Annotated in this window: 27 protein-coding genes; 13 read left to right on the forward strand and 14 right to left on the reverse strand. The window is 67.7% G+C overall.

What is annotated here, in order from left to right; all coding sequences use genetic code 11:
* Positions 1 to 125: 125 nt before the first annotated feature.
* The 4 genes from OCL97_RS06880 to OCL97_RS06895 form a co-directional block, all read right to left on the reverse strand.
* Positions 126 to 1,250 (reverse strand): serine hydrolase domain-containing protein, encoded by a 1,125-nt coding sequence (locus tag OCL97_RS06880; protein ID WP_377368837.1) that lies wholly within the window; start codon positions 1,248 to 1,250, stop codon positions 126 to 128.
* Complete coding sequence (locus OCL97_RS06885; RefSeq protein ID WP_377368799.1) at positions 1,247 to 2,092, reverse strand: bifunctional hydroxymethylpyrimidine kinase/phosphomethylpyrimidine kinase; 846 nt, start codon at positions 2,090 to 2,092, stop codon at positions 1,247 to 1,249. The genes OCL97_RS06880 and OCL97_RS06885 overlap by 4 nt, the downstream gene beginning before the upstream one ends.
* Before the next feature lie 123 nt (positions 2,093 to 2,215).
* Complete coding sequence (ahcY, locus tag OCL97_RS06890; protein ID WP_305336614.1) at positions 2,216 to 3,607, reverse strand: adenosylhomocysteinase; 1,392 nt, start codon at positions 3,605 to 3,607, stop codon at positions 2,216 to 2,218.
* 96 nt (positions 3,608 to 3,703) lie between these two features.
* Positions 3,704 to 5,146: a CYTH and CHAD domain-containing protein gene (locus OCL97_RS06895; RefSeq protein WP_377368801.1), complete on the reverse strand. Its 1,443-nt coding sequence runs from the start codon at positions 5,144 to 5,146 to the stop codon at positions 3,704 to 3,706.
* A gap of 56 nt (positions 5,147 to 5,202) precedes the next feature.
* Here OCL97_RS06895 and bioB point away from each other — a divergent pair, with 56 nt between their 5' ends.
* From bioB to OCL97_RS06920, 5 genes are all read left to right on the forward strand, one after another.
* Positions 5,203 to 6,195 (forward strand): biotin synthase BioB, encoded by a 993-nt coding sequence (gene bioB / locus OCL97_RS06900; protein ID WP_370690214.1) that lies wholly within the window; start codon positions 5,203 to 5,205, stop codon positions 6,193 to 6,195.
* A gap of 38 nt (positions 6,196 to 6,233) precedes the next feature.
* Entirely contained in the window at positions 6,234 to 6,620 is a 387-nt protein-coding gene (locus OCL97_RS06905) for an MmcQ/YjbR family DNA-binding protein (RefSeq protein ID WP_377368803.1), read from the forward strand.
* Positions 6,621 to 6,700: 80 nt separating this feature from the next.
* Positions 6,701 to 7,660, forward strand: a complete 960-nt coding sequence (locus OCL97_RS06910; protein ID WP_377368839.1) for an ABC transporter ATP-binding protein — start codon at positions 6,701 to 6,703, stop codon at positions 7,658 to 7,660.
* On the forward strand, positions 7,657 to 8,418 hold the full coding sequence (locus OCL97_RS06915; RefSeq protein WP_377368805.1) for an ABC transporter permease: 762 nt from the start codon (positions 7,657 to 7,659) through the stop codon (positions 8,416 to 8,418). The genes OCL97_RS06910 and OCL97_RS06915 overlap by 4 nt, the downstream gene beginning before the upstream one ends.
* A gap of 85 nt (positions 8,419 to 8,503) precedes the next feature.
* A complete protein-coding gene (locus OCL97_RS06920) occupies positions 8,504 to 8,872 on the forward strand; it encodes a GxxExxY protein (protein WP_377368807.1) in 369 nt (122 codons plus the stop codon).
* Positions 8,873 to 8,944: 72 nt separating this feature from the next.
* Here OCL97_RS06920 and OCL97_RS06925 read toward each other — a convergent pair whose 3' ends face one another.
* From OCL97_RS06925 to OCL97_RS06945, 5 genes are all read right to left on the reverse strand, one after another.
* The gene (locus tag OCL97_RS06925; protein ID WP_304698227.1) at positions 8,945 to 9,217 is read right to left on the reverse strand and encodes an HPr family phosphocarrier protein; all 273 of its coding nucleotides are present in this window, start codon (positions 9,215 to 9,217) and stop codon (positions 8,945 to 8,947) included.
* Positions 9,214 to 9,618: a PTS sugar transporter subunit IIA gene (locus tag OCL97_RS06930; protein ID WP_304698226.1), complete on the reverse strand. Its 405-nt coding sequence runs from the start codon at positions 9,616 to 9,618 to the stop codon at positions 9,214 to 9,216. Before OCL97_RS06930 ends, OCL97_RS06925 begins: the two co-directional genes overlap by 4 nt.
* Positions 9,619 to 9,691: 73 nt before the next feature.
* Positions 9,692 to 10,114: an HPr kinase/phosphorylase gene (locus OCL97_RS06935; RefSeq protein WP_377368810.1), complete on the reverse strand. Its 423-nt coding sequence runs from the start codon at positions 10,112 to 10,114 to the stop codon at positions 9,692 to 9,694.
* Complete coding sequence (locus OCL97_RS06940) at positions 10,111 to 11,712, reverse strand: stimulus-sensing domain-containing protein (protein WP_377368811.1); 1,602 nt, start codon at positions 11,710 to 11,712, stop codon at positions 10,111 to 10,113. Before OCL97_RS06940 ends, OCL97_RS06935 begins: the two co-directional genes overlap by 4 nt.
* Entirely contained in the window at positions 11,681 to 12,388 is a 708-nt protein-coding gene (locus tag OCL97_RS06945; RefSeq protein WP_305337389.1) for a response regulator transcription factor, read from the reverse strand. The genes OCL97_RS06940 and OCL97_RS06945 overlap by 32 nt, the downstream gene beginning before the upstream one ends.
* A 184-nt stretch (positions 12,389 to 12,572) precedes the next feature.
* Here OCL97_RS06945 and OCL97_RS06950 point away from each other — a divergent pair, with 184 nt between their 5' ends.
* Positions 12,573 to 14,294, forward strand: coding sequence for a hypothetical protein (locus OCL97_RS06950; protein WP_377368814.1), 1,722 nt, complete (start codon positions 12,573 to 12,575; stop codon positions 14,292 to 14,294).
* 59 nt (positions 14,295 to 14,353) lie between these two features.
* Here the strand turns inward: OCL97_RS06950 and pseC are convergent, their stop codons facing one another.
* Both pseC and pseB read right to left on the reverse strand, forming a co-directional pair.
* Entirely contained in the window at positions 14,354 to 15,517 is a 1,164-nt protein-coding gene (pseC, locus tag OCL97_RS06955; RefSeq protein WP_377368816.1) for a UDP-4-amino-4,6-dideoxy-N-acetyl-beta-L-altrosamine transaminase, read from the reverse strand.
* On the reverse strand, positions 15,517 to 16,581 hold the full coding sequence (gene pseB, locus OCL97_RS06960) for a UDP-N-acetylglucosamine 4,6-dehydratase (inverting) (protein WP_377368818.1): 1,065 nt from the start codon (positions 16,579 to 16,581) through the stop codon (positions 15,517 to 15,519). Before pseB ends, pseC begins: the two co-directional genes overlap by 1 nt.
* A gap of 189 nt (positions 16,582 to 16,770) precedes the next feature.
* Between pseB and OCL97_RS06965 the strand changes: the two genes are divergently transcribed.
* The gene (locus OCL97_RS06965) at positions 16,771 to 17,163 is read left to right on the forward strand and encodes a Tat pathway signal protein (protein ID WP_305703538.1); all 393 of its coding nucleotides are present in this window, start codon (positions 16,771 to 16,773) and stop codon (positions 17,161 to 17,163) included.
* On the opposite strand, the gene OCL97_RS06970 is transcribed toward OCL97_RS06965, so the two are convergent.
* Both OCL97_RS06970 and OCL97_RS06975 read right to left on the reverse strand, forming a co-directional pair.
* On the reverse strand, positions 17,160 to 17,468 hold the full coding sequence (locus OCL97_RS06970; protein ID WP_304775409.1) for a 4a-hydroxytetrahydrobiopterin dehydratase: 309 nt from the start codon (positions 17,466 to 17,468) through the stop codon (positions 17,160 to 17,162). The genes OCL97_RS06965 and OCL97_RS06970 overlap by 4 nt on opposite strands.
* On the reverse strand, positions 17,465 to 18,121 hold the full coding sequence (locus OCL97_RS06975) for an HAD-IA family hydrolase (RefSeq protein ID WP_377368820.1): 657 nt from the start codon (positions 18,119 to 18,121) through the stop codon (positions 17,465 to 17,467). The genes OCL97_RS06970 and OCL97_RS06975 overlap by 4 nt, the downstream gene beginning before the upstream one ends.
* A 68-nt stretch (positions 18,122 to 18,189) precedes the next feature.
* Here OCL97_RS06975 and OCL97_RS06980 point away from each other — a divergent pair, with 68 nt between their 5' ends.
* The 6 genes from OCL97_RS06980 (at position 18,190) to OCL97_RS07005 (ending at position 22,246) form a co-directional block, all read left to right on the forward strand.
* Positions 18,190 to 18,546, forward strand: a complete 357-nt coding sequence (locus OCL97_RS06980) for a VanZ family protein (RefSeq protein WP_377368822.1) — start codon at positions 18,190 to 18,192, stop codon at positions 18,544 to 18,546.
* Complete coding sequence (locus OCL97_RS06985; protein ID WP_377368823.1) at positions 18,543 to 19,355, forward strand: heme-dependent oxidative N-demethylase subunit alpha family protein; 813 nt, start codon at positions 18,543 to 18,545, stop codon at positions 19,353 to 19,355. Before OCL97_RS06980 ends, OCL97_RS06985 begins: the two co-directional genes overlap by 4 nt.
* A gap of 51 nt (positions 19,356 to 19,406) precedes the next feature.
* Positions 19,407 to 20,054, forward strand: a complete 648-nt coding sequence (locus OCL97_RS06990; protein ID WP_377368824.1) for a hypothetical protein — start codon at positions 19,407 to 19,409, stop codon at positions 20,052 to 20,054.
* A gap of 226 nt (positions 20,055 to 20,280) precedes the next feature.
* Positions 20,281 to 21,027 carry a hypothetical protein gene (locus OCL97_RS06995; RefSeq protein ID WP_377368825.1) on the forward strand — a complete coding sequence of 249 codons (747 nt, stop codon included), beginning with the start codon at positions 20,281 to 20,283 and terminating at the stop codon, positions 21,025 to 21,027.
* A 180-nt stretch (positions 21,028 to 21,207) separates the two neighbouring features.
* Positions 21,208 to 21,420 carry a hypothetical protein gene (locus tag OCL97_RS07000; protein WP_305337383.1) on the forward strand — a complete coding sequence of 71 codons (213 nt, stop codon included), beginning with the start codon at positions 21,208 to 21,210 and terminating at the stop codon, positions 21,418 to 21,420.
* A gap of 49 nt (positions 21,421 to 21,469) precedes the next feature.
* Positions 21,470 to 22,246 (forward strand): tyrosine-protein phosphatase, encoded by a 777-nt coding sequence (locus OCL97_RS07005; RefSeq protein ID WP_377368827.1) that lies wholly within the window; start codon positions 21,470 to 21,472, stop codon positions 22,244 to 22,246.
* Here the strand turns inward: OCL97_RS07005 and OCL97_RS07010 are convergent.
* Entirely contained in the window at positions 22,243 to 23,760 is a 1,518-nt protein-coding gene (locus tag OCL97_RS07010) for an MFS transporter (protein ID WP_377368829.1), read from the reverse strand. The genes OCL97_RS07005 and OCL97_RS07010 overlap by 4 nt on opposite strands.
* Between the last annotated feature and the right edge of the window lie 297 nt (positions 23,761 to 24,057).

Genomic DNA, 24,057 nt, shown 5'->3' on the forward strand with positions numbered 1-24,057 from the left:
GAAGACCTCACGGCGTCGAGGCCCATCAGCTTGTCCACGAACCACACGAACCACACGAACATGGGAATCCTCACCCAGGGTCGGAGGTGAAACTGGGGGCCGGGCCTGCGCCGGGGCGAGCGGCGTTATAAGGACCCGTAGGCCGCCTCGATCAGCGCCTTGGGGCGGTGGTCGCCGATCAGGTCGGCGGACTGGCGGTTCATCACATAGGCGCCGGCCAGACCCGTCTGCGGATCGGCGAACACGCAGGAGCCGCCCCAGCCGGAGTGGCCGAAGGTCTGCTCCCCGGGCCCCCAGACCTTCACCGGGGCGTTGCGCATGAAGCCCGCCCCCCAGCTCATCTCGAAGGGCAGGACCAGGTCCTGGCCACCGATACGCTCGCGGGACGCCTCGGCGATCAGGGCCGGCGACAGGATGACCTCCCCATCCAGCCAGCCGTCATTGGCCAGGGCCCCGAACAGGCGGGCGAGCGCCAGGGCCGTGGCGTGGCCGTTGGCCGAGGGGATCTCCGTGCGCCGCCACTCGGCCTGGCCGCGCCCGCCGACGGAGGACCAGGGGGTGAGGAAGGCCGCCCGGGTAGCCTCGTTGATCTCCCCGAACTTCGCCGGGCCGCTGGGGCGCTGCATGTCGGCGGCCCGGCCGTGCTCGGCGTCCGGCAGGCCGATCCACAGGTCCAGTCCGAAGGGGACGGCGAGGTCCTCGCGCAGGGCGGTTCCCATGGTCCGGCCGTCCACCCGGCGGAAGATCTCGCCGGCGATATAGCCGAAGGTCACCGGGTGATAGCCGCTGGCGGTTCCGGGCGGCCACAGGGGCGCCATGGCCGCCAGCTTGGTGCAAATGGCGTCCCAGTCGAACCACAGGGACGGCTCCATGGGATCTGGGAACCCCGAAAGCCCCGCCTGATGGCTCATGGCCTGCTCGACGGTGATGGCGGCCTTGCCGTTCGCGGCGAACTCGGGCCAGACACTGGCGACGGTCTGGCCGTAGTCCAGCTTACCGGCGTCCACCAGCCGGGCGATCAGCAGGGCCGCGATGGCCTTGGTGCTGGAGAAAATGGTGGTGAGCGTCGTGTCGCTGAAGGGCCGCCTGCGCTGACGGTCGGCGAACCCGGCCCAGAGATCGACCAGAACCTCGCCCTTGCGGACCAGGGAGAAACGCGCGCCCAGCTCCTGGCCCCTGGCGAAGTTGGCCTCGAAGGCCTCCCGGACCGCGTAGAAGGTGGGCGCGCAGGTTCCGAAGATCTCGGTCAGATCAGCCGCTCCATGCGCACCGTCGGCGACGCGGCCTTCAGTCTCTGGGCCATGGCCACGACGGGCAGTTCGGCGACGTTCCAGATCTGGGCGGCGCTGATGGTCTCGGCCACCCCGCCGACGGCGCGGGCCAGGGCGTAGGAGGTCGTCAGCCCATCGATGAGGGCCGCGCCGAACAAGGCCGACAGCAGGTCGCCGGTGCCCTTTGGGGCGCTATCGGCGCGAGGGTGGGCGGCCAGCCAGGCTTCTTTCTTGTCGGCATAGATCACCCCGATCTCGCCGCCGCGCTGCACCGACGACACCATCACCGGGCGGCCCAGCAGGCGGGCGGCGTGCAGGGCCTGGGTCGGGTCTCGGGTCTCGGCCCCGGTCATGCGCTGCAGCTCCCAGGCGTTGGGGGCGACGATGTCGGCGCGGGGGACCAGCTCGCCGATCACCGCGTCGGCCACGTCGGCTGCGACATAGAGCCCCTTGCCGGCGTCGCCGATGGTGGGATCAACGATGATGATGGGCTTGCGGACGCCGGTCTCGCGCGGGGCGGCCCGCACGGCGTCGATGGCGCGGGCGGCGGCGCGAACCTGGGCGGCGGAGGCGAAATAGCCGGTGAGCACCAGGTCAGTCTGGGCGAACAGGCCATTGGCCTCGATGCCGTCCAGCATGCCTTCGATGGCTTCCACCGGAACCGAGGCCCCGCCGGGGGCGCCCCAGCCGGGGTGGCGGCCATAGAGGACGGTGGGCACCACCATGGTGTCGATGCGGAAGGGCGCCAGGGCCTGGGCCTGGGCGGTCCCGCCGACACGGCTGGCGGCGACATGACTGGAGATGACGAGCGCTAGCGGCATGGCAGGCTTGTTAGCCGAGCCCACAGGGCGGCGCTAGCTCAACAAATAAAACGTCATCCCCGGCGCTTGGGGGGCTCGGCGGACTGGAGAATCGCCGGCGCCGGGGATGACGAAGGCTGGAACCTAGTAGCGGTAGTGATCGGGCTTGAACGGGCCGGCCTCGGGCACGCCGATATAGTCGGCCTGGTCCTTGGAGAGCGTGGTCAGCTTGGCGCCGAGCTTGCCCAGGTGGAGCATGGCCACCTTCTCGTCGAGGTGCTTGGGCAGGGTGTAGACCTTGGTTTCGTACTTGGCGCCATTGGTCCAGAGCTCAAGTTGGGCGAGCGTCTGGTTGGTGAAGGAGGCGCTCATCACGAAGCTGGGGTGGCCGGTGGCGTTGCCCAGGTTCACCAGGCGGCCTTCCGACAGCAGGATGATCTTCTTGCCGTCCGGGAACTCGACGTGGTGGACCTGGTCCTTGATCTTGTCCCACTTGAAGTTCTTCAGGCCAGCGACCTGAATTTCGCTGTCGAAGTGGCCGATGTTGCAGACGATGGCGTTGTTCTTCATCCGCCGCATGTGATCGACGGTCAGGACGTCCTTGTTGCCGGTCGCGGTGACGAAGATGTCGGCCTTGTCGGCGATGTCTTCCATGGTCTGGACTTCGTAGCCCTCCATGGCCGCCTGCAGGGCGCAGATCGGGTCGATCTCGGTGACGATGACGCGGGCGCCGCCGTTGCGCAGCGAAGCGGCCGAGCCCTTGCCCACGTCGCCATAACCCAGGACCACGGCGACCTTGCCCGAGAGCATGACGTCGGTGCCGCGGCGGATGGCGTCCACCAGGCTCTCACGGCAGCCATAGAGGTTGTCGAACTTGGACTTGGTGACGCTGTCATTGACGTTGATGGCGGGGAACGGCAGCTCGCCGCGTTCCGACATCTGGTACAGGCGGTGGACGCCCGTGGTGGTCTCTTCCGACACGCCCTTGCAGGCGTCGCGGATGCCCGAATAGAAGCCGGGCTTCTCCTTCAGGTACCGCTTCATCACGGCGAACAGGGCTTCTTCTTCCTCGTTCTGCGGGTTGGCCAGGACACTGATGTCCTGCTCGGCCTTGGGGCCGAGCACGCAGAGCAGGGTGGCGTCGCCGCCGTCGTCGAGGATCAGGTTCGGGTAGCCGCCGTCATGCCACTCGAAGATGCGGTGGGCGTATTCCCAGTACTCCACCAGGTTCTCGCCCTTGATGGCGAAGACCGGGGTGCCGGCCGCGGCGATGGCGGCGGCGGCGTGGTCCTGGGTGGAGAAGATGTTGCACGAGGCCCAGCGGACTTCCGCGCCCAGGGCTTCCAGGGTCTGGATGAGCACGGCGGTCTGGATGGTCATGTGCAGGGAGCCGGCGATGCGGGCGCCCTTCAGCGGCTGGGCCTTGCCGAACTCGGCGCGCACGGCCATCAGGCCCGGCATTTCGGTTTCGGCGATCTCGATTTCCTTGCGACCGAAGTCGGCGAGGGTGATGTCTTTCACGACATAGTCGGTCATCAGGGCTTCCTGTCGGCGCGAATGCAATTGCGGGCTCTATAGCCGCGCACGGGCAAGCCTGCAACCGTGATATAAAGATATCTTTATATGCCGCGGTCACCGCCAGAAAGGCTTGGCCTCGGTCAGGGCCTTCATCTGTCTGGCCGCGGTCTTCAGGGCCTTTGGCCGCTTGGCGTCGCGCGCCGAGATCAGGTCGCGCGCAGCGTCGGAGTCATCGGTGGCCAGCCTGGCCACCAGGGTCTTGGCCACGGCGGCGTCATTGAGGTCGCCCAGGGTGTCCTGCAACGCCTTCAGCTTCTTGATGTACCGGCGGCCGGGCTGCGCCGTGAACAGGGGGGCGAAGGCCTCGGCGGCATAGCGCAGCTTCTTGGCCGCGATCCGGGCGGTGTGGCGGCCCGCGTCGTCCAGGGCCCGCAGGTCGTGACCCAGCTTCAGCAGCTTCTTCCAGCGGCGGTCCAGAGCCTTGGCGGCGAAGTCCCGGGCCGAGCGGCGGCCGCGCTCCGCGCTCCGCCAGGCGCCGGTCTCCACCCAGGCGGTGGTCTCCAGCACCAGGTCGCGGAAGCGTTTGGAGGCCACGGCGGCGGCCGTCTTGGCATGGGCCTGGGCGCGGGCGGCGGCGATCTTGGGGGCCAGCGGGGTCCGGTCGCCGGCGATCTCCAGATTGTCCTGGGCGAAGACGTCCAGGTCGCGGGCCTCGTCGCAGGCGCCCGACAGCCATTTCAGTTCGGCCTTCAGGTCGGCCACCCTCGGATCGTCAACCACGGCCTTGAAGGTGCTCATGGCGCTGCGCAGCCGGCGCACGGCGACGCGGAGCTGGTGCAGGGCGTCCTGGCTCTCGGCCTCCCGCAGCACCAGGCCATTGGCGGCGATCTGGACCAGGGCGTTGCGGGCGATGGTCTGGAAGGCCTCGCCCGCCGTCCCGCCCCGGCGCAGGGGCGCCTTGTCGTGCCGTCGGGGTTCGCGTTCCGTCCCGGCGCGAAGGGCCTGGCCCTGCGAGGCCTTGCCGTCGAAGGAAAGATAGAGCGGCGCGGTCACCGAGAGTTGACGCGCCAGGGCGAAGAGCGCCGCCGGGTCGCCCGACTTCAACTCAAGCTCCAGTTCGCACAGGGTGCTGCGCTTGTCGCCCGTGGTGATGTCCCCCTGGTCGAGGGCCAACTCGATCTGCGCCCCCGCATAGGTGAAGGTCCGCTGCTGGCGAGTGACGCGAACGGTGAAGACCGGCTCCAGGGCCTTGCGCTGGGCGGGCTTGAGGGCCGCCTTCACCGCCGGCATGGTCAGGTTCAGGGCGTCGCCGGCGACCTTGGCCTCGTGCTCCTCGCGGGCGAAACCGTCGCCACGCTTCAGGGTCTGGACGCGTTTGCCGCTGCTCTCCCGCAGGCGCAACGAGACGTGGGCGGCCTGCAGGTGGCCGTCCGGCGTGTCGAAATAGACGGCCGTGAACTGCTTGGTTTCCTCCAGCCCCGGCGGGGCGGCGGCCAGCAGGGCCGTCACATCCTGCGGCTCGCAGAGGAACTTCAACTCGATCTCGTCGGCGCCCATGCGCTAGATGCTCCTGCCGCCCGATTCAGAATGGGCGCCCATACGAGGAGTGCACCATGAACGCCCCCTTCCACGCCGTCCTTGATGAAACGCAACCGCGGCACGATTGGTCCCTGGAGGAGGTGGAAGCGCTGTTCGAGCTGCCGTTCATGGACCTGGTGTTCCGCGCGGCGCAAGTCCACCGCATGTGGTTTGACCCCACCGAGGTCCAGCTCTCCCAGCTGCTGTCGGTGAAGACCGGCGGCTGTCCCGAGAACTGCGGCTATTGCAGCCAGTCCCAGCACTTCAAGACCGCGACCACCGCATCCAAGCTGCTGGACGCCGACACCGTGATCGCCGCGGCTGCCGAGGCCAAGGCCGGCGGGGCGCAGCGTTTCTGCATGGGCGCGGCCTGGCGCGACCTGAAGGACCGCGATGTGCCCAAGGTGGCCGAGATGATCGCCGGCGTGAAGGCGCTGGGCCTGGAGACCTGCGCGACGCTCGGCATGCTGACCCGAGACCAGGCCCAGTCCCTGAAGGACGCCGGCCTCGACTACTACAACCACAACCTCGATACCGGCCCCGACTACTACGACAAGGTGGTCACCACCCGCACCTACCAGGACCGCCTCGACACGCTGGAGGCCGTGCGCTCGGTGGGGATGAGCACCTGCTGCGGCGGTATCGTCGGCATGGGTGAGACCCGCCGCGACCGCGCGGGCCTGCTGCATACGCTCGCCACCCTGCCGGCCCATCCCGACTCGCTGCCGATCAACGACCTGATGCCCATTCCGGGCACGCCGCTGGGGGACTCCACGCCGGTGGACGGCATCGAGTTCGTCCGCATGATCGCCGTGGCCCGCATCCTCTGCCCCAAGACCGTGGTGCGCCTGTCGGCCGGCCGCGAGCATATGAGCCGGGAGCTGCAGGCCCTGTGCTTCCTGGCCGGCGCCAATTCCATGTTCATCGGCGGGCGCCTGCTGACCACCGCCAACCCGGACAAGGACACCGACGCGGCCCTGATGGCCGACCTGGGCCTGCGCCCCATGACCATGGGCGTCGGCGCCTAGACGCTTCGCAAAGGCGTGGGCGGTGGTAGTTTCAGGCCATGCCCACGCCGCACCAACAGGCCGAAGCCGCACTCACCGCCTACGCCTTGAGCCTGCCGGAGACAGACCTGGCGCCGGGATGGGGCGAGACCCGCTACCTGCGGGTGCGGGGCAAGGGCTTCGCCGTCTTCGGCGACAAGGCGCAAGCGCCAGACGCCCTGACGCTCACCGTCAAGCTGCCGATCTCCTACGAGATGGTCCAGGACCTCCCGTTCATGCGGCAAGGTTCACCCTGGTACCGGGAGAACAGATGGGCCATCGCGCACTTTGGTCCTGAAGATGACATCCTGGCGGAGCTCGACACCCTGAAGGGCTGGGTGCGCCAGAGCTATGTCGCCATGGCGCCCAGGGCCCTTTCGCGGCTGCTGACAGAAACCGGCGCCTGAGCGATTAAAGCTTGGCCGATGTCGGCCTGGGCGCCCCTTATTCGTCCTGCGGACTAGCTTGACCCCCCCCCCCCCCGCATATCTGCGGGACCCCCGATGACCCCGGAGCCCGCGTGCAGCCGATCATATCCGTGAGAGGTCTCTCCAAGACCTATGCCGGGGGCTTCCAGGCCCTGAAGTCGATCGACCTGGATATCCGCAAGGGCGAGATCTTCGCGCTGCTGGGCCCCAACGGCGCCGGCAAGACGACGCTGATCAGCATCATCTGCGGCATCGTCAATCCGGGCTCGGGCCAGGTCCTGGCCGATGGCCATGACATCGTCGCCGACTACCGCGCCGCCCGTGGCAAGATCGGCCTGGTGCCGCAGGAGCTTTCCACCGACGCCTTCGAAAGCGTCTGGGACACGGTGAAGTTCAGCCGCGGCCTGTTCGGCAAGGCGCCCAACCCCGCCTATATCGAGAAGATCCTTCGCCAGCTCTCCCTGTGGGACAAGAAGGCTGAGAAGATCATGGCCCTGTCGGGGGGCATGAAGCGCCGCGTGATGATCGCCAAGGCGCTGAGCCACGAGCCGCAGATCCTGTTCCTCGACGAGCCCTCGGCGGGGGTCGATGTCGAGCTGCGCCGCGACATGTGGGAGATGGTCCGGGGCCTGCGCGACAGCGGCGTCACCATCATCCTCACCACCCACTATATCGAGGAGGCCGAGGAGATGGCCGACCGGATCGGGGTGATCAGCGCAGGCCAGCTGATCCTGGTGGAGGACAAGGACGTCCTCATGCGGAAGCTCGGCAAGAAGCAGCTGACCCTGCACCTGCAGGAACCGCTCACCGCCCTGCCCAAGGAGCTGGCGGGCGAACCGCTGGAGCTGTCGGCCGACGGCGCCGAGCTGGTCTACACCTTCGACACCCAGAGCCAGGAGACCGGCATCGCCGACCTCCTGCGCCGGCTCGCAAAGCATGGCATCGATTTCAAGGACCTCCAGACCAGCCAGAGCTCGCTTGAGGAAATCTTCGTCAGCCTGGTGAGGACCCCGCGATGAACCTCCATGCGATCCGCGCCATCTATCATTTCGAGCTGGCCCGCACCTGGCGCACGGTGCTGCAGTCCATCGCCTCGCCGGTGATCTCCACCTCGCTGTATTTCATCGTCTTCGGCTCGGCGATCGGCTCGCGGATGACGGAGATCGACGGCATCAGCTACGGCGCCTTCATCGTGCCGGGCCTGATCATGCTGTCGATCCTCACCGAGAGCATCTCGAACGCGTCCTTCGGCATCTACATGCCCAAGTGGTCGGGCACGATCTACGAGGTGCTGTCGGCGCCGATCTCCCCGGTGGAGATCGTCATCGGCTATGTGGGGGCCGCGGCCACCAAGTCGGTGATCCTGGGTCTCATCATCCTGGCCACGGCGCGGCTCTTCGTGCCCTTCACCATCGCCCACCCCTTCGTGATGATCGCCTTCCTGGCGCTCACGGCGGTGACCTTCTGCCTGTTCGGCTTCGTCATCGGCATCTGGGCCGATGGCTGGGAGAAGATGCAGATCGTGCCGATGATGATCGTCACGCCGCTGACCTTCCTGGGCGGCAGCTTCTATTCCATCAGCATGCTGCCGCCGATCTGGCAGAAGATCACCCTGTTCAACCCGGTGGTCTATCTGGTCTCCGGCTTCCGCTGGGCCTTCTACGACAAGTCCGACGTCAGCGTCGGCGTCAGCCTGGCGGCCACCTTCGGCTTCATGCTGCTCTGCCTGGCGGCCATCACCTGGATCTTCAAGACCGGCTACAAGCTGAAGACCTAGGACTGAACGCGAGCTAGCTTGGCCATTCGGGTGAAGCTGCGTGCTAAGAAGAATGGTCCACGAACCACACGAACCACACGAACGGGTGCTCTATCCGGACGAGGTGTTTCGGATCCAAGGCGCGATCTTCGAGGTCAATCGAGAGCTTGGCGCCGGTTTCCTTGAAGCCGTGTACCAGGAGGCGCTGAGTATCGAGTTCGAAGCCCGTGGAATACCCTTCGCCGCTTCGCGGCCGTTGAGCCTGACCTACAAGGGCCAGGCGCTGAGGCAGACCTATGTCCCGGACTTCGTCTGCTTCAACACCATCATCGTTGAGATCAAAGCCCTGCGCGAATTCGCGCCCGAGCATCGGGCGCAGGTCCTGAACTACCTGAAGGCGTCCGGAATGCGCCTAGGTCTGCTCGTGAACTTCGGCGCCATGCCAAAGGCCCGCATTGAGCGCCTCGCCCTCTGAACCCGTTCGTGTGGTTCGTGTGGTTCGTGGACATTCTTCTTCTGGCTTCGCCAGAACGCCAGGCTTCAAGACCTACTCATCCTCGTCGAAGCGGTTGGCGACGAGTTTGGCCAGGGCTTCGAGAGCCGGTCCAGCCTCGGCGCCCTCGGCCTGGATCTCGATGCAGCAGCCGGGGCCGGCGGCGAGCATCATGAGGCCCATGATGGAGCGGGCGTCCACCGTGGAGCCGTCCTTCGAAACCGTCACCTCGGCGTCGAAGGTCGAGGCCATCCTGACGAACTTGGCCGAGGCCCGCGCGTGCAGGCCCCGCTTGTTGACGATCTCGACCGAGCGGCTCGTCGTCATTTCTCGCCGGCCAGCACGTAGGAGGCGACGGAGATGTACTTGCGGCCGGCCTCCTGGGCGTGGGCCACACAGTCCTGCAGCGACAGCTTGGTGCGTACGCTGGCCAGCTTGATCAGCATCGGCAGGTTCAGGCCGGCGATCACCTCGGCCTTGGTCTGCTCCATGACGGAGATGGCCAGGTTGGAGGGCGTGCCGCCGAACATGTCGGTGAGCAGGATGACACCATCGCCGGCGTCCACGCTTCCGCAGGCCGCCAGGATGTCCTGGCGACGCTTTTCCATGTCGTCCTCCGGCCCGATGCAGATGGCGGCGACCGCGGTCTGCGGGCCCACCACATGCTCCATGGCGAAGACGAATTCCTCGGCCAAGCGCCCGTGCGTGACGATCACGAGGCCGATCATGCCAACTCTCTCAACGGGAATCCCCACCCGGCTGCGGCGGAACGCCGGCCGCGAGGCCGCCTAGATACGCTCCTTATCGACTGTCTCCAAGATGTCGTAACGCGCGAGTCAGCTTCGCAGGCGCCGAAGACTCAAGCAGCGCGAGAGTCAGCAGGGGTATCCGCAACCCGAAGTCATCGGTGAAGGCGGGTTCGGGGATGCGATCGGGCGTTCCGGCCCGCACACAGAGGCTGACCCGGCACCAGGCGAGGGCCGGCTCGGTCAGGACATCGAGCCCCCGCACCTCGATCCGGCCTGACAGGGATTCCGGCGCGCGGCCGTAGAGACCCCCGCCGCTGATCCAGAGTTCCACCCGATCATCGGCCACCAATCGAAAGCCCTGGTTCAGGCAGCGCAGGGCCAGGTCGCTCTTGCCGGCGCCGGAGGGGCCCTGGATCAGGATCCCGCGCCAGCCGCCACCGACGAAGGCGGCGATCAATCCGGCGTGATGGATCACCGCCGCGCCTCTGGCAGCACCACGGTGAAGCGGGCGCCGGCCACCTGGCCGTCCGTATCTATTCGATTTTCCGCCCGGATCGTCCCACCCTGGGCGGCGACGATCTGGCGGGCGATGGAGAGGCCAAGCCCCGAATTGCCGCCAAAGGCCGCGCCCTTGGGCCGCGAGGTGTAGAACCGATCGAAAACGGTCTCCAGATTGTCGGGGGGGATACCGGGCCCGTCGTCCTGGACGGCGACGCTCGCCTCGCCCTTGTTGCGCTCCAGGCTGACCCGCACCTCGCCGCCGGGCGGACTGAAGGAGCGGGCGTTGTCCACCAGGTTGCGCAGCACCTGGCCAAGCGGCCCCTCGCGTCCCGAGACCATGATCGGCTCCAGCACGTCGGGCGGGGTGTAGGCCACGGTGGGCTCGCCGGGCTTGGCGGTGTCCCTGTAGAGCTGCACCACCTCGCCGATCAGGTGGCCCAGGTCGAAGGCCTTGGGATCCTCCCGCGAGAGCTCGGCGTCCAGCCGCGAGGCGTTGGAGATATCGGTCACCAGCCGGTCCAGGCGGGTGACATCCTGCTGCAGGATGGCGAGCAGCCGCTCGCGGGCCGCCGGGTCCTTCACCAGCTCCAGGGTCTCCACCGCCGAGCGCAGGGAGGTCAGCGGGTTCTTGATCTCGTGGGCCACGTCGGCCGCGAACCGCTCGATGGCGTCCATCCGCTCGCTCAGCACGTGGGTCATGTCCTGCAGGGACCGGGTCAGGTCGCCAAGCTCATCGTCGCGCTTGGCGATATCGGGCAGGGAGATGGAGCGCGCGCGGCTCAGGCGCACCCGGTCGGCGGCCCGGGCCAGGCGGCGCACCGGCTGGGCGATCAGGCTGTTCAGCAGCAGGGAGGAGGCCAGTGTCACCCCGATGGCGATCAGGATGAAGGGGATCAGGGCCACGCGCTCGCGGGCGATGATCTCGTCCACGTCGCTGGCCTCCAGGGTCAGGACGCCCAGCACAGCCTGGACGTGCTGGATGGGGATCGAGACCGACACCACCCGCTCGCCGTCGTCGCCCGCCCGCATGCCCGACCAATGCTTGCCGTTCAGAGCCTGGGCCACCTCGAAGGCCAGGGCCTCCTTGACCTCGGGCTGCGGAGCCGGGGGCTCTCGGCCCTTGTTGAGCTGCAGGGAGAAGCCGGGGTCGTCGTCGCGGGCCCGGGCTGGTGGCAGCACCTTCCACTCCACCCGGTCGGCCACCCAGTAGCTGTCGGCGATCAGCCGGCCCTTGGAGTCAAACAGCCGCGCGCGCTGGGTTCGGGGGTTGGAGAGCAGCTGCAGGATCTGGCTGGCATAGGCGCCATCCATGGCCGGCAGGGGTTCGCCCACGGTGGCCGCCTGGTCGATGATGGTGGCCATCAGCTCGCCCTGGGTGGTCAGGCTGTCGATGCGGGCGTTGACCAGCCCGCGCCGCAGCTCGTTCAGCACCAGGGCCCCGGCGATCAGGATCGTCAGGCCCAGCAGATTGAGCACGATGATGAGCCGCCCCAGGCGCGAGCCTGGCAGCCAGCTGAACCATGAGGACAGGCGTCCCGGGTCAGGTCTCGCGGTATCGGTATCCGACGCCATAAAGGGTCTCGATGCCGTCGAACTCAGGGTCGACCTCGCGGAACTTCTTCCGCATCCGCTTGATGTGGCTGTCGATGGTGCGGTCATCGACATAGACCTGATCGTCGTAGGCGGCGTCCATCAGGTTGTCGCGGCTCTTCACGAAGCCGGGCCGCTGGGCCAGGGACTGCAGCAGCAGGAACTCGGTCACCGTCAACTTCACCGGGCGGCCTTCCCACAGGCAGTCGTGGCGGGCGGGGTCCAGGGTCAGCTTGCCGCGCTTCAAGGCCCGCGCGCTGGTGTCGCCGGGGGTGGCCAGCGCCTCCTCGGCGTCGGCCCCGGCCCTGCGCAGCACCGCCTTCACCCGCTCGATCAGCAGCCGCTGGCTGAAGGGCTTGTGCATGTAGTCGTCGGCGCCGAGGTTGAAGCCGAGGATCTCGTCGATCTCCTCGTCCTTGGAGGTCAGGATGATCACCGGCAGGTCGGAGGTCCGACGCAGGCGGCGCAGCACTTCCATGCCGTCCATGCGCGGCATCTTCACGTCGAGGATGGCCAGGTCGGGCGGATCGTTCTCCAGCGCGGCCAGGCCGGCGGCGCCGTCGAAGTACGCCTTCACGGTATGGCCGTGGCTCTCGAGGGCGAGGCTGACCGACGTGACGATGTTCTCGTCGTCGTCCACCAGGGTGATCTTGGCCATGGGCTCGAACAAATTCCTTCTTGGAAGCGTGACTGAAGCTAGTCGCCCCGCAGCGTGGCCTCAATGGGGCGGGCGGCGAGGCGGCGGCTGTCTCCATAACGCGTCAACCGGCCACCAGCGCCACTTTGTCGCAGTAAACTGTTTTTAGGGTTGTTGCGTCACGGTGCTGGTTCTTGGGGGGACTATGGACGGCGCTCAGGTTCACTACGAGGTTTTCAGCAAGCGGACGCCGGCCGGCGGCTGGACGCTTGATCTTGCGACCGAGAACCGCGCCGCGGCGCTGGCGGCCGCCAACGACATGATGAAAGAGGGCAAGGTGGCCGCGGTCCGCGTCACCAAGGAAACCCTCGATCCCGAGACCCGCGAGTTCCAGTCGGTCGGAATTCTCAACCTGGGCAACGCCGAGCCGCCGAAGAAGTCCAAGGTCAAGGAAGACAACGACCCGCTCTGCGTCAGCCCGCAGGACCTCTACACCATCCACGCCCGCGACCGGATCGGTCGCCTGCTGGAGGGCTTCCTGGAGCGCAAGGGCGCGACGCCCTTCGAACTGCTGCACCGGGCCGACCTGGTGGAGGAGCTCGAGGCCTCGGGCACCGACCTGCAGCACGCCATCCAGAAGCTGGCCATTCCCGAGGCGCAGGCCCGGGGTCTGTCGGTCCATGAGCTGATCCGCGTCTTCCAGGGCCTGGTGGAGCGCGCCATCGAGCGGCTGCTCAAGGACACCCGCAAGGGCGACCTGCCCAACCTCGACAAGGAAGGCTTCGCCCGCGCCGCCGAGCGCGTGGCCCAGCACCCGGAGCGCGCCTATCTGCTGGGCGCCGGGGTCGCGGTCTCCATCGCACCGGCCCGCAGCTGGACCGAAAAGGTCACCCGCCTGCTGGATCTCGCCGACTCCGCCCCCCTGGCCGGACCGCCGCGGGCCCTGGCGCTCGCGGTCATCGAACAGCCCCTGGCCGAGATCCTGGGCTCCAAGTCCGGCCTGGACGACATCATCGGCAAGGACCTGGACCTGGGCGCGCGCCTGGCGGCCATGACCCGGCTGGTGGCCTGTGATCCGGTCGACGCCCTCATGCGCATCGAACCTTCGGTGCAGCGGATGATGCCGCCCCTGTCGGAGACCGGCCAGCGCCTGGCCCGCTGGCTCTCCACCGAGGACTTCGGCGCCGTGCGCCTGGCCATCGCCAAGCGCGTTGTCCGCGACCTCACCGGCCCACGCCGCCTGCGGCCTGGAGACGCCGAGGGCGAGATCGCGGTCATGCGGGCCCTGGCCATGGCGCTCACCTGCGCGGCCGGGACCATGATCTCCCTGGACGATGTGCAGGAGGCCTTCGTCACCCGATCCCGGATGCTGGTCACCGGCGACTTCGTCGAGGCCTATCTGGGAACCAGCCGCACCTCCCGCGCCGAGGTCGAGGCCCTGATGTGGCTGGTGGAGAACGTCATCGGCGCGGCCAACAAGCGTCAGGCCGGCCGCTTTCTGTCGGCCAATGTCAGCGGCATGCGCTTCGAGAAGGAGTTCCGGCTCAGCTCCGACAGCCCGGCCGTGAAGCTGGAAGTCCTGGCCAAGCTGCAGAAACAGGCGGCCCGCGCTGGCCTGGCGCCGGAGGACTATGGTCCGATCCAGGCCAAGATCGGTGATGTCGGCGGCATGGTGGAGGCCGACTCCAAGATCGTCTCCCTCGTCGCCAAGTCCTCCCAGGGGCCGGTCCAACGGCTGATGACCCTGTTGCGCATGGCGATCGGCGACACCGCCCCCCTCGGCCCCACCGCCGATCGCGCCCGCGCTGAGGCCCTGAAACTGGTTCGCCGCGACGACACCCGCGCCGAACTCGCCCGCGCGCCCGAACGCATGGGCCAGGTCCGCGAACTGCTGCAGGCCATGACCGCCGTCGCCGCGGCGGCCTGATTCCGATATATCGAAATCAGGGGCGGGTGAACCACTTCATCCGGCGCCTAAACCTGCCCTCAGAGCCCCAGAACCTCAGACAGGGCCACGATCACCCGGTCCACATCCTCATCGGCCATGCCGGGATAAAGCGGCAGCGACAGGCAGGTCCGGTACCATTCCTGGGCCCCTGGCAGGTCCATCGGCCCATAGCGGTCGCGGTAGTAGGGCTGGGTGTGGACGGGGATGTAGTGGACCTGGGTCCCCACCCCGCGCGCCTTGAGGTCGTCCACCACCTGGCGGCGCGTCCTGCCCGCGGCCTGGAAGTCGATCAGGACCACCATCAGGTGCAGGACCGGGTCGCTCCAGTCGGGGCGGGTCGCAGGCCTCACGATGGGCGTCAGCGGCTTCAGGGCCTCGGCGTAGCGCGCGGCCAGCGCCCTTCGCCGCGCGGCGAAGCGGTCGAGTTTGGCCAGCTGCGAGAGCCCCAGGGCGCAGAGGATGTCGGGCAGGCGGTAGTTGAAGCCCGGCTCGGGCATCTCGTAGATCCACGGATCGGCCCCTTCCGGCCGGACCATGCCGTGGCTGCGCAGGGTCTTCAGGCGCTGGGCCAGCCGGTCATCATTGGTGGTGACCATGCCGCCTTCTCCGGTGGCGATGGTCTTGACCGGATGGAAGGAGAAGGTGGCCATGGCCGAGTGGCGCCCGTCGCCGACCCGTTCGCTGGTATTGCCGAAGCTCATGGTGGAGCCGAGCGCATGGGGCGCGTCCTCCACCAGCACGGCGCCGGCGTTCTGGGCCAGGGCCGCCAGCGCCGGAAGCTCGGCGGTGTCGCCGCGCAGGTGGACCGGCAGGACGGCGCGAAGCCTGCGATCGCCCATCCGGGTCAGGGCCTGCGCCAAGGTGTCGGGCGTCATCAGGCCGGTCGCCGGATCGACGTCGGCGAACACCACCTCGGCGCCGACGTATCGGGCGCAGTTGGCGGTGGCCAGGAAGGTGATGGAGGGGACGATGCAGACCTCGCCCGGCTGCACATCGAGCGCCAGCATGGCCAGGTGCAGGGCCGCCGTGCCATTGGCGCAGGCTACCGCGTGGCGCGCCCCGACCTTTTCGGCGAAGGCGGCCTCGAAGGCGTCGACCAGGGGGCCGGTGGTCAGGAAGTCGCCGCGCAGGGCCTCGGCGACGGCGGCGATATCGTCGTCCTCGATGGTCTGGCGGCCATAGGGGAGCAGCGGCCCCGCCATCAGTCGGTCAGCCGCCGCCGCAGGGGCGGGGCCACCGGCGCCGGATCGTTGATCAGCTCCATGAGGCCGTCGCCGCTCAGCCATTCGTCATTGGTGTCGCTGGCGTAGCAGAAGCCGTCCGGCGCCATGGGATGGGTCTTGGCGTAGCTCTCGCGGGTGTATTCCACAAAGGCCGGCTCGATGGCGTAGCGGTCCCCCAGGTCGACGGTGGTGCGGGCGTCGTCCACCGAGATCATCATCTCGTGCAGCTTCTCGCCCGGCCGGATGCCGATCACCTTGATGGGCACGCCGGGCGCCATGGCCTCGGCGAGAGCGGTCATCTTCATCGACGGGATCTTGGGCACGAAGATCTCGCCGCCGCGCATCAGCGACAGGGACGACAGTACGAAGTCGACCCCCTGGTTCAGGGTGATCCAGAACCGGGTCATCCGCGGGTCGGTGATCGGCAGCTCCGTGGCGCCGCGCGCCAGCAGCCGCTGGAAGACCGGGGCCACCGAGCCCCGCGAACCCACTACATTGCCATAGCGGACCACGGAGAACTTGGCGCCGATGTCGCCCGACAGGTTGTTGGCCGCCACGAAGGTCTTGTCGGAGGCCAGCTTGGTGGCGCCGTAGAGATTGGCCGGGTTGCAGGCCTTGTCGGTGGAGAGCGCGATCACCCGCTGCACCCGGTTGGTCAGGCAGGCCCAGACCACGTTCTCGGCGCCCATGATGTTGGTGTGGATGCACTCGGACGGGTTGTACTCCGCCGCTGGCACCTGCTTCAGGGCCGCGGCGTGGATCACGATGTCGACCCCGCGCAGAGCCAGGGTAAGGCGCTCGCGGTCGCGGACATCGCCGAGGAAGAACCGCATGCAGGTCAGTTGCTCGGCCGGAAACTTCTCGGCCAGGTCGGTCTGCATCTCGCTCTGCTTCAGCTCATCGCGGGAATAGACGATCAGCTTGCGCGGCCTGGCGCGCAGCAGAACGGTTTCGATGAAGCGTTTGCCGAAGGATCCCGTGCCGCCGGTGACCAGGATCACCTTGCCGTCGAGATCGAGAGAGGTTGGCGCGAAACGGCCCAAGGGCGGGCTCCATCAAGAGCGGGCGAGAAAAAGTGGGAACCGGTTTTCCGCCCGCGCCCGCTCTAACCCAGAAGACCGATCACATGCGTGATCGGTCGTGCGAATCTTCGCCGCACTGTCGAACGCCCCGCGTAAAGAGACCGCTAACCATAATGCGGCACACCGTCACGCATGGATCGCCGCCGCCTGATGAGTCTCGCCGCCCTCGCCGCCGCCTTGCCGGTGGCCGCCCAGGCGTCTGGAGGCGGGGAGAAGACCGAAAAGAAGAAGGGCGGCGGGCTTTCCTACCTGCAGCTTCCGACCCTGACGGCCACCATCATGCGTCCCGACGGCCGGCGCGGCGTGCTGACCGTGGAGACGGGGATCGACATTCCCAACACCGACCAGCGGGCCAAGGCCGATTTGCTGGTCCCTCGGTTCCGGGCGGGATTTGTGCAGGCCCTGCAGATCTACGCCTCGGGCCTGTCGCCCTCCACCGCCCCCAACGCCGAGTTCATCGCCCGCGAATTGCAGCGCGAGACCGACCGAGTGCTCGGCGGCCCGGGCGGCAAGCTGCTGCTGGGCACCATCCTGGTGAACTAGTTCTTCAGCCCCGCGTGGTGGGCCGCGTTATCCATGAAGGCGGCCAGGGTCACGTCCAGCTCGGTCACTCCGTCGGCGTCGTGGGTGGCCAGGGTGACCTCGACCCGGTTGTAGACATTGAACCACTCCGGATGGTGATCCAGCTTCTCGGCCATCAGGGCGGCCCGGGCCATGAAGCCGAAGGCGGTGTTGAAGTCGGGGAACAGATAGGTGCGGGTGATGGCGTCGCGGTCGCCGCCCAGGGCGTTCCAGCCGGGCAGCTTGGCCAGGGCCGCCGCCGCGCCGATCTTGTCTGGGCGGCTCACGCGGCGACCTTGTCGAAGGTGAGGCCGGTGGCGACGCCCAACTCGGCCAGGGTCTGGTCGACGTCCACCACCTTGATGGCCTTCATCCCGAGCGCCGCGGCCGGTTTGCAGTTGATCCCCAGGTCGTCGAGATAGACGCAGCTCTGGGGATCAACCGACAGGGCCTCGCACATCATCAGGTAGATCTTCGGGTCGGGCTTGCGGACGCCGGCCTTGGAGCTTTCGATGATGTGGTCGAACAGCGGCATGATCTGACCCATGGCGCCCGCCGCCCGCTGCGGAGCGTCGGCGCCCGGGGAATGCATGCTGACCATGTTGTTGGTGATGCAGCCCACCTTGAAGTGTTCCTTGCAGGCCTTCAGCGCCGCCACCATGCGCGGCCGCACCATGCCCGACAGCAGGGGCAGGACGTGGCTGCCGGGGATCGGATGACCGAGCACGGTCGACTCCTCCAGGAAGAGCTGATCGAAGCCCTTGGTGTCGATCTCGTTCCGCTCAAAAAGCGCCCAGGCGTTTGTGTCGGGATTGGTGGAATTGACCCGGCGGATCAGGTCCTTGGGCACGCCGTTCTCGCTCTCATAGCGGGCGAAAGCCTCGAAGGGCGAGGAGGTGAACACCCCGCCGAAATCCCAGATCACCGCCTCGACCGCCATTACCCACTCCGTCCTTGAAAATCGGCGCGACGCTAGAGACGCAAGGGGAGACGTGCAAGTTAGGGGACATGTTTCTCGCTTCCCTGCCTCGCCCGCTGCGCCTGGCCCTCTATGCCGTGGCCACCGCCATCCTGCTGGCCATGTGCCTGATCCCGCAGCAGGAGCTGCCCTCGGCGCCCATGGGCGACAAGATCGAGCACAGCATCGCCTGGTTCGTCCTGACGATGACGGGCCTGCTGCTTTCGCACCATCGGCCTCGCGCCATCGCCGCCTTCGCCATCGCCGTGGGCGCGGCGGTGGAGTTGCTGCAGGCGACCATGGGGTTCGGCCGGCACGGCGACTGGCGCGATCTGATGGCCGACACCCTGGGGGTCGTGGCGGCCTTGGCGCTCTACGCCCTGGTCGAGAGGCTGCGGCGGCGATGAGCCACCGTCCCTGGGAGGAGGGCGCCGACTTCGCCATCGGCCTGGCGCCTATCGACGAGGCCCGCTGGCTGGAGGGGGGAGAGGCCGATCCCGCGGCGCGCAAGGACACCCTCTACGCCCAACACCGCGACCTGGTCTGGGGCGAGACGGCGGCGTCGCGGCCTGGCCAGATGGAGGTCGCCGCGCTCATCGGGGTCGCGTCCGCCGGCGACCTGCCGCCGCTCTATGCCGCCTCGCGCGCCGTCGCCGACGACCTGGTGCTGGTGGAGAAGGCCGGCGGTCACTGGCGGGTCAGCGCGCTGAGCCTCTCGGCGCCGACCTTCTTCACCGCCGCCGACGTGCTGGGAAAGAGCCTGGCCGACATCCACGGCCCGGTGAACGGCTTCAATGACCGCTTCCTAGTGCGGCTGGCGCGCATCTTCGATGGCCTGCGTCCTGGCCTGATCCTGCAACGGCGCAACTGGTCGGTGGTCAATTCCGATCAATTCTTCACCCCGTTCTCCGCCCCGGTCCGCGCTCGCATCGCCGAGATCTCGCCTGGCGATGTCGGCCAGGCGCTGTTCACCCGGGTGGAACGCCAGACCGTGCGCCGGCTGCCCGACACCGGCGGCGTGCTCTTCACCATCCGGGTGTGGCTGACGCCGTTTGCGGCCCTGCTGGAAAGCCCGGAGCGCCTGTCGGCCTTCGCCCGCGCCTGGCGTTCTGCCGCCCCGGATTTCGCGGCCTATAAGGGATTTCACCTCTACGCCGAGTTGGTGGAGAGCTTTCTTCGCGCGCACGGTGAAAGTCACAGCGTTAACGGCGCCTGATCTCCAACGGTGGCTCCGACCCTCGTTTTCGAGCCGCCGGAAGACCCAGCTATGCGCCTGCGCTCCCTCATTCCCGCCCTGGCCTTCCTGGCCCTCGCCGCCTGCGATTCCACCGGCGCCCTGAGGATCGCCCAGGCGCCTGCGGCCAAGCCCGCCGACTGCTGCTGCAAGCCGGCCGCGACCCAGGCCAGCTGCCCGCCGGCCGCCGCGCCGACCCCCATCGCCGACCAGCCAACCGCCATGACGCCGGAGCCGGAACAACCCGCCTATCGTCCGGCCGTACACCGCCAGGCGGCTCGCCCCGCCGCGCGCCGTGTCACCCAGGTCCAGCGCCATCATGCCGAGCGCGCAGTCGAGCGCGACTATGGGGAGGTGCGCGAGTACGCCTATGCCCAGCAGCGCTCATATGCGGCCGCGCCCGCGCCCGCGCCCGAGTATGACGGCTATGTCGAGGTCCCCGATCGCCGCATCCAGGGCCGGGTGGTGAGCGTCGAAGACCGTGAAACCTTCAGCGAGCGCTATTCCGAACAGTCGGAAAGCTCCGGCGGTCGACGCTATGCCGGAGGTTATGAGCACCACGGCGGCTACGACAGTCGTGGTGGCGGGCGGGGCTGCGGAGGCTGCGCCCCGCGCGAAGCCGCCGGCCGCGACCGCAACGGCTTCCTCACCTGGCCCGGCAAGGTTCCCGCGCGCCCCTGAGGCTGGCCTCACGCTTGCCCTGACAAAACCTCGGTGTCCCATCCCGGGACGCCCAGGAGACCAAGATGCGATCGCCGAACGGGCCCCTCTTCAAACGCTATGAAATCCTGGCGGTGATCCTCTTCCTTACCGCCGCCGCAGCGCTCGCGAGCTTTGATCTGGTCTACTAGACGCCTTGCCCTGCGGGGCGGCGCACGGGAAGCTCACTCCGAAACAAGGGGGCTTCATGGCCAAGGCCGCATCGATCTTTCTGGCGACGCCCTGCTATGGCGGGTTGGCCCACATCCACTACATGCGCTCGGTCCTGGACCTCCAGGCCGCCTGCGCGGCGCGGGGCGTGGGGCTGACCGTGGAACTGGGAGGCGGCGACGCCCTGATCACCCGGGCCCGCGCGGCCATGGCCGACAAGTTCCTGACAAGCGACGCCAGCCACCTGCTGTTCGTTGACGCCGACATAGGTTTTCGGCCCGAGCAGGTTTTCCGGCTGCTGGACGCCGATCGCGACCTGGTGGGCGGCGTCTATCCCCTCAAGAGCATCGACTGGGCCAAGGTGCGCCAGGCCGCGATCGACGGCAAACGCGACCTGATGGCCGCCTCCGTGGGCTATGTGGTCCGCTTCATCCCCACGCCCAACAACAGTGTCGAGATCGATGACGACGGCTTTGGCCCGGTGGCCTATCTCGGGACGGGTTTCATGCTGATCAAGCGCGTCGTGGTGGAGCGGGTCGCCGCCGCCCATCCGGAACTCAAGGCGCGGCTCAGCGACACCTCCGGTGGCGGGTCGAAGCAGGCCGCCATGATCTTCGAGACCTTCATCGAACCCGACACCGGCGAGCATCTCTCGGAGGACTATGCCTTCTGCAGCCGATGGCGTGACCTGGGAGGCCAGGTGTTCGCCGACTTCCAAACCCGCCTGACCCATGTCGGCCACGCCGCCTATGCCGGCAGCCTGATGGACGCTCAGGCCCGCTGATCGCAAACCGGGCGCTGGCGATGCTGCGCCGCGCAAGTTGTTCGCCCACCGAGCGCCGGGAGCCTTTGCGCGCAAGGGGTGCTGGTTGTCATTGCATTGCAGCAATTGCAGTTCATAACCTTGGTTCTTGCAGGGTCAGCTCTGGACCCCGTGAGTTTGAGCCATAGTGAGGCGGTTTCGATGATCATGACTTCGATGCGTGTGTTCCCCAGCCTGTTCATCGGCCGTCGGGACCTGGTGGAAGCGGTCGCCATCGACCTCGACAAGACCTCCGACATCGGCGCGGCCTTCACCTGCGGCGCCTGCGACGCGGTGATCCTCGTGGGCCAGGATGAAGCCTCGGCCCGCGAAGTGGTCGTGAAGTGCCGCTGCGGCGAGTACAACCAGCTCTAGGCCAGCCGTCACACTTGTTGTCTAGGTCATGAGCCTCATGGAAGCGCTCATGACCGATCCCCGCATCCTGCCCCTCGAGGGTGTCGAGAATTTCCGCGACTACGGTGGGTATGCCGTGCGCGGGGGACGCGTCGCCTCGGGCCAGCTGTTCCGCGCCGCCCATCAGGCCCGCGCGACGCCGGCCGATCTGGCGGTGATGGCCGACCTCAAGCTCGCCACCGTGGTGGACCTGCGCCGCCCTCGCGAGCGGGACAATGATCCCATCCTGCGCCACGAGGGCTTCGCGGCCCAGGTGATCCAGTGCGACCTGGGCGACCAGACCGAGGCGCCGCATGTGGCCTTTCTTCGCGAGACCGACCTGACCCCGGAAAGCGCGCGGGCCTTCTTCCTCGACTACTACGACAAGGCGCCCTTCGAGCCGCGCCACCTGGAGCTCTTCGGCCGCTACCTCGCCGCCCTGGCCAAGGACGAAGGCGCAGTGCTGATCCACTGCACGGCCGGCAAGGACCGCACGGGTCTGCTCGCGGCCCTGACCCACCACGTGCTCGGCGTCCACGACGACGACATCCGCGCCGACTACCTGCTCACCAACCTCGCCGCCCGGGTCGATGCGCGACTGCCGATGATCACCCAGGCCCTGGAGGCGTCTCTCGGCAAGCGGCCGTCGGAAACCGCGGTGCGCGCCTTCCTGGGGGTCGAGGCCAGTTATCTGGACGCCGCCTTCGCCTCGATCCAGGCGCGTAGCGGTTCGATCGAGGCCTATCTGGATGCGATAGGGGCGGACGCGGCGACCCGTGAGGCCATCCGCGCCCGCCTGATCGTCTAGGTCGTGGTTTCACCCACCATGCCGTCCGGCTCGGCGCCCGGCTGGCCGGCCGGCGCGGCCTTGGCGGCACGCTCGCGGCGCAGGACCTGGAGCTGGGCCTGGGTCGCGTCGTAGCTCTTCCGGTTGATCTTGTAGCGGGCGTAGAAGAACACCGCGATCAGGCCCGGAATGGTGGCGATGGGCGCGTCCACCAGAGCCAGGTCCATCAGGGTCTGGCGATCGACCTGTCCCGGCTGCGCCTTCTCGGGGAAGGCCACGATGTCCAGGGCCATGCCGGCGAAGAAGTGACCGATGGCGGCGTCGATCTTGGAGAACAGGGCCCGCGTCGAATAGAGCACCCCCTCCTGCCGGTAGCCGTAGCGGACCTCATTCTCGTCGGCGATATCGGCCAGGGCCGACATGACGCTGATGCTCATGATGCTGGCCACGCAGGAGCCTAGGCCGGTGAAGATGATGATCAGCGGCAGCAGCATCGGCTGGCCCGGTTCGGGGAACAGCCCGAGAATCCGCAGGCTCGGCGCGATGGCCGGGATCGTCGCGAGCAGGACGCAGGTGACGATGATGGCGATCTTCTTGTCGAACCGCCCGTGCAGCCTGGCCGCGGTGGCGAACCCGAGGAAGTAGCCGCTGATGGTGCCGATCACGAACCAGCGGATCTGCTCGGACGTGAACTCCCAGAAGAAGGTGTTCATGTAGAGCCCCAGGCCCTGGCGAATACCGAGCATCAGGGACAGGAAGAAATAGGCGATCAGCAGGTACACATAGTTTCGGTTGGAGAAGGCGCTGCCCATGTCCTTCATGAACTCGAAGGGGCTGAAGGCCGGCAGGTCGTCCGGGGTCTTGGGCAGCAGCGCGATGCGGTCGCGGGTGAACCAGGCCGAGGCGAGCAGCAGCAGCATGCCCGAGCCGGCCACTGCGAAGGCGAAGGGCGTATAGGCGTGGGGGTTCAGCAGGCCGCGCGGATATTCCGCGGTCTTGTGGAAGAAGAAGGTCAGCGCCACGAAGCTGGTGCCGGCCGTGCCGATCATGCCGAGCAGGTTGTTCCAGCTCATGATTCGGCTGCGCTCGGTGTAGTCGCCCGAGAGCTCGCCCCCCAGCGCCAGGTGCGGCACGTGGTAGACGGCCATGAACACCCGCAGGGTGACGATGAAGCCCGAGAACCAGACGAACAGCCACAGGTGCGAGAAGGCCGCTGGGGGATTGAACAGCGCCACGATGCAGAGGGCCACCGGGACGGGGGCGAGATACATGTAGGGGTGGCGGCGGCCGAGCTTGCCGCGCGTTCGGTCCGACAGTGAGCCGACGATGGGATCAGCGAAGCCGTCCAGCACCAGGCTGACCGTGATCGCGAGACCCGCGAGCGTCGCGGGCAAGCCCAGGACCTGATTGTAGTAGAACATCGCATAGCCGCCGACCGCGGCCAGGGTGATGCTTTCGGCGGTGGCGCCGAGGCCGAAGAAGAATTTGGTGCGAAGAGGTACGCGCGCGCCGGGAATCTGCGCCGAGCTGGCCATTATGGTTTCCTACAAAAATAGACGCCGGTCGTAACGCCGGATGAATTCGCCTATCAGTGGGCCGGCCGCGGGGGGTGTCAATCGGGCCCGACGTCACGCGCCGGGATCTATCCGCAGGACGGGCCTGCGTCGGTTGTCAGCCGGCCGCGGTGTCCCTCAGCACAAGGGTGCGGGAACTCTTGAAGCGTCGGGCAAGACAGTCGCCTGGCTCACCGCCCCGCTAGAGCGGGACTCGATTAGACGGAACCGTATCCGGAGTTGTGCAGGTAGTTGGCGCACTCGTGGGGTTGGAAGAGG

It is taken from the genome of Phenylobacterium ferrooxidans (assembly GCF_042714595.1).
Lineage (GTDB): Bacteria > Pseudomonadota > Alphaproteobacteria > Caulobacterales > Caulobacteraceae > Phenylobacterium > Phenylobacterium ferrooxidans.